Annotated in this window: 6 protein-coding genes; 2 read left to right on the top strand and 4 right to left on the bottom strand. The window is 72.7% G+C overall.

Translation table 11 applies throughout. From position 1 onward, the window contains the following. From J7523_RS20040 to J7523_RS20025, 4 genes are all read right to left on the bottom strand, one after another. Positions 1-662 (bottom strand): cellulose binding domain-containing protein (locus tag J7523_RS20040; RefSeq protein WP_291890507.1); only part of this gene is annotated, 662 nt, incomplete at its 3' end. 343 nt (positions 663-1,005) lie between these two features. Next, positions 1,006-1,470, bottom strand: a complete 465-nt coding sequence (locus J7523_RS20035; RefSeq protein ID WP_087510165.1) for a VOC family protein — start codon at positions 1,468-1,470, stop codon at positions 1,006-1,008. Then, positions 1,409-1,846 (bottom strand): MerR family transcriptional regulator, encoded by a 438-nt coding sequence (locus J7523_RS20030; RefSeq protein WP_291890503.1) that lies wholly within the window; start codon positions 1,844-1,846, stop codon positions 1,409-1,411. The genes J7523_RS20035 and J7523_RS20030 overlap by 62 nt, the downstream gene beginning before the upstream one ends. A gap of 300 nt (positions 1,847-2,146) precedes the next feature. Beyond that, complete coding sequence (locus tag J7523_RS20025; protein WP_291890501.1) at positions 2,147-2,596, bottom strand: MarR family transcriptional regulator; 450 nt, start codon at positions 2,594-2,596, stop codon at positions 2,147-2,149. A 96-nt stretch (positions 2,597-2,692) separates the two neighbouring features. Here J7523_RS20025 and J7523_RS20020 point away from each other — a divergent pair, with 96 nt between their 5' ends. Together J7523_RS20020 and J7523_RS20015 are read left to right on the top strand one after the other, a co-directional pair. Further along, positions 2,693-3,052 carry a VOC family protein gene (locus J7523_RS20020; RefSeq protein ID WP_363267413.1) on the top strand — a complete coding sequence of 120 codons (360 nt, stop codon included), beginning with the start codon at positions 2,693-2,695 and terminating at the stop codon, positions 3,050-3,052. A 302-nt stretch (positions 3,053-3,354) separates the two neighbouring features. Further along, positions 3,355-3,585 carry a hypothetical protein gene (locus J7523_RS20015; RefSeq protein ID WP_291890497.1) on the top strand — a complete coding sequence of 77 codons (231 nt, stop codon included), beginning with the start codon at positions 3,355-3,357 and terminating at the stop codon, positions 3,583-3,585. Positions 3,586-3,596: the final 11 nt, after the last annotated feature.

The following is a 3,596-nucleotide window of genomic DNA, read 5'->3' as shown; positions in this document are numbered from 1 at the left end:
GTGTAGGCCTTCTCGTAGTCAGCGTAGGAGTCGCCGATCGAGCAGCGGCCGCCGGTGGTGTTGCCGAACGCGTAGAGGATGTGGGTCAGCCGGTCGGCCGAGCCCGAGGTCTGGACGTCCTTCACGTGGTAGTTGCGGCCGTAGACGCCCCACTCGGCGAAGTAGCCGACGACCTTCGACCCGCCCGGGGGCGGCGTCGTGGGCGTGGGCGTGGGGCTGCTCGTGGGCGTCGGGGTGGGTGTCGCCGTGGGCGTCGGGGTCGTGGTGGGGGTCGGGGTAGGGGTCGCGCCGCCGCCGGTACACGAGCCGCCGTTGACGGTGCAGGACGTCGGCGCGGCCCAGGCGCCCGAGGCGACGTAGCCCCAGGTCTGCGACGCCCCGGGCGCGAGCGCACCGGCCCAGCTCTTCTTGCTCGCGCGGTACGACTGGCCGTCGCGCGTGACGTCGGCGTCCCACGAGCTCGTGATCGCCCGGCCGTCCGGCAGGCGGAAGTCCACGGACCACGTCGCGACGCTCGTGGTCCCTGTGTTGGTCACCGTCACGGCGACCTCGTGCCCGGTGGTCCACGAGTCGCGCGCCGTGAACGTCACGGTGACGCCGCCCGCGGCGTTGGCGGCCGGGGCTGCCGCGAGGCCGGCGACGACGAGCGCGAGCGACGCCACGACCGCGCCGACCGCGCGCCGCCGGGTGCCGCGCGACCACCCCGGACCTCGCCCTCCCCCCGCGACGCCCGGCTCCCCCTGGTCCCCCGCCGATCTTCCCTGCGTCCTGCTGCGAGACATCTCGACTCCCGTCGTCGAATATGTAAGGACTGCGTACTAATCGGACGGGTACGACGCTAGCGGCGGACGAATCGGACGGTCAATGATGTGATGACTTCCCGAAGGTCGTCGGGTGACTGCGTGGGAACGCGACCGCAGGGGTCCCCGTGCAGGTCAGCGCAGGCCCGCCACACGTTCGGATGAACCGCGCGTCGGGGACGTGGTGACGCGTCGCGCGCACCCCCTACCGCGGACGGACGTCGTCCGTCGCGAACCCGTCCCGCGCCCTCCGCTCGTCGAGCGGCTCGAGCTCCTGGAAGAACGTCACCTGCCACCCGGCGGGCCCCGCGACGCGAGCGTTGACGGTGCGGAACGGCGTCGTGGTCGGCGGCGCCAGCACCCGCACCCCCGCCGCCGCCACGGCCTCGACAGCCTGCGCGGTGTCCGCCACCTCGAGCGCGAGCCGCAGCGTCGGGCCGTCCGCGGCGGGTGCACCCTCGACCTCGTCGACCGCCCGCGCGTGCGCGGGCGTCGCGAGCTCGATCGTCGCCGTCGCGACGGTCAGGATCGACACGCGGTCGTCGCCCGCGGTCGCGAACGCCGGCTGCTCGGGCAGACCGAGCACGTCGCGGTAGAACCGCACGGCCTCATCGAAGTCGGCGGTCTCGATGATCAGTCGGAGCTGGCGGGGCGGCTGCGGGAGCGTCATGCGGACCACCGTGCGCCCTCACACGCGTGTCAGGGGCAACCCCCAGCCGCGCCGCGAGCGACCGCAGCGCCGCGAGCTCGGCGTCGACCGCCGCGCGTTCGCCCTCGAGCCGCGCGACGGCCGCCCCGAAGGCCGCGCGCAGGCGTGCGGGGTCCTGCTCCGGCGCACCGAGCGCGGGCAGCAGCTCGCGGACCACGGAGCTGCAGAAGCCGGCGGAGAAGAGCTCCTGGATGCGTGCGACGACGACCACGTCCTGCGCGACGAAGACCCGCTGGCCGGCCGACGTCCGGGCGGGCGCGAGCAGGCGCTGCTCCTCGTAGTAGCGCAGCGAGCGGACGCTCACGCCCGTCGCGGCGGCCAGCTCGCCGATCCTCACGGCGCGCCCCTCGTCGCTCGCCGGCCATCACCGGGGTACGCACCGGCGCGGGCCCTCGTCACCACAGATGTCATCACCATCGCCCGCACTTCCACCCTTCGCCGCGATCGCCGGGATGCTGCCAGACCTCGCCCTGCGCGCCCACCTTCACGCCGGTGGCGGTGCCGGCAGGACCGGTCACCGCCGTGCCACCACCAGCACCTCCGGTCGAGGATCCACACCTGCGCGGCCAGCCCTGCCGCAGCACGCGGCACACGTCGGCCACCTTGCCCCGCCGCCCCCGAGACGGCCGGCCTCCGGTCACGCACGCCGGTCCCGACCCACGGTCTCCGCGAGGGCGTCGACGAGCCTGAGCATCGCGGGCCCGGCCCGCCCCAGGGCGTCCCTGTCATCGGGGCTCAACCGGTCGAGCGCCACGTCGATCGTCGCTGTCCGCGCGGACGCCGCGCGCCGCAACAGCTGGTCTCCGTCGGCAGTGGCGCTCACGAGCACCGCTCGCGCGTCGTCGGGGTGAGCGTCCCGTCGAGCCAGACCCAGGGCCTCCAGCCCGTCGACGATCCGCGTCATCGTCGGGCCGGCCACGTCCTCCGAGGCCGCGAGCCGGCCCAGGGTGGTCGGACCGCCGAACACGAGCACGGACAACGCGCTGAGGCGCGCGGGCGTCAGACCTGCGCGACGGTCGACGACGCCGAGCCACCGCAGGATCCGGGTCGCACTCGAGTTCAACTGCCCGGCAGTGGTCTCGAGCATCCCTGCTCTTGTGTCTCCCATGCCTTGTATATAGCATCCCTATGGACAATTACGTAGCATCACTACTGAACCGAGGTGACAGTGAAGATCGCACAGGTGGCACAGCACGCCGGCGACCTCGACCGCGCGCAGACGTTCTACACGGAGCTCCTCGGGACGCAGCCGGCAGGCCGGGTCGATCCCGCCGGGTTGCTGTTCTACGCCGTCGGGGACACTCGACTGATGCTGGACCTCGCGGCGCCGTCGTCCGTCCTCTACCTGGAGGTCACCGACCTCCCAGGGAGAGTCGAGCAGCTCCGTGCACACGGCGTGGTCGTCGAGAACGAACCCCACGTGATCTTCGAGCACCAGGACGACAGCCTCGGCCCCGCAGGCTCGGCAGAGTGGCAGGCCTTCGTCCGCGACAGCGAAGGCAACCTGGTCGGGCTCGTCGAGCACGTGACGACCGCGACGTGACCACCCCGGTCGCGGTCGCGTCGCGCATGGGCCGTCGGCGGGCCGGCCCACGTCGAGGCCACCGCCGGCGCACCGACCGACAGCCCGGTCGTCGACGAAGGGGTGCGCGGGCGCGCGGCGTTCTCGATGTGGATCAGCACCACGCCGCACGGTCGACCCGCCGGGCGCGCGACAGCCGATCGCCCGGACACCCGTGGTCAGAGCACCCACGCACCTCCCGACGCGACCAGCCGTCGACACACCCTCCGCCGGCATGGACGGACCGCTTGCCCGGGCGCCGACTGGCAAGCTAACTTGTCGACGTGGACGGCGATCCGATCGTTCTTCACAGCGCCTATCGGCACGGCCTGTCAGAGGACTCGATCAGGCACGCGCTACGCAACCACGTCGACCTGTTCGACGTGGGAGACGGGATGACGATGGTCATCGGTCCGGACCGTAGCGGCGGTCTCGTCGAGGTCGGCGTCGTCGAGCGCTACGACGACCTGTACGTCGCACACGCCATGCCCGCACGACCGAAGTTCCTGAGGTGATGCCGATGCCC

Origin of the sequence: Cellulomonas sp. (assembly GCF_017744555.1) — a bacterium.
Classification (GTDB): Bacteria; Actinomycetota; Actinomycetes; order Actinomycetales; family Cellulomonadaceae; genus Cellulomonas.
This window is presented reverse-complemented; position numbering and strand designations above follow the sequence as displayed.

What these genes read in the sequence shown, in the direction of transcription:
- J7523_RS20025 (WP_291890501.1), bottom strand. Translation starts at nt 2,596, where the DNA reads ATGCTCGAGACCACTGCCGGGCAGTTGAACTCGAGTGCGACCCGGATC.
- J7523_RS20035 (WP_087510165.1), bottom strand. Translation starts at nt 1,470, where the DNA reads ATGACGCTCCCGCAGCCGCCCCGCCAGCTCCGACTGATCATCGAGACC.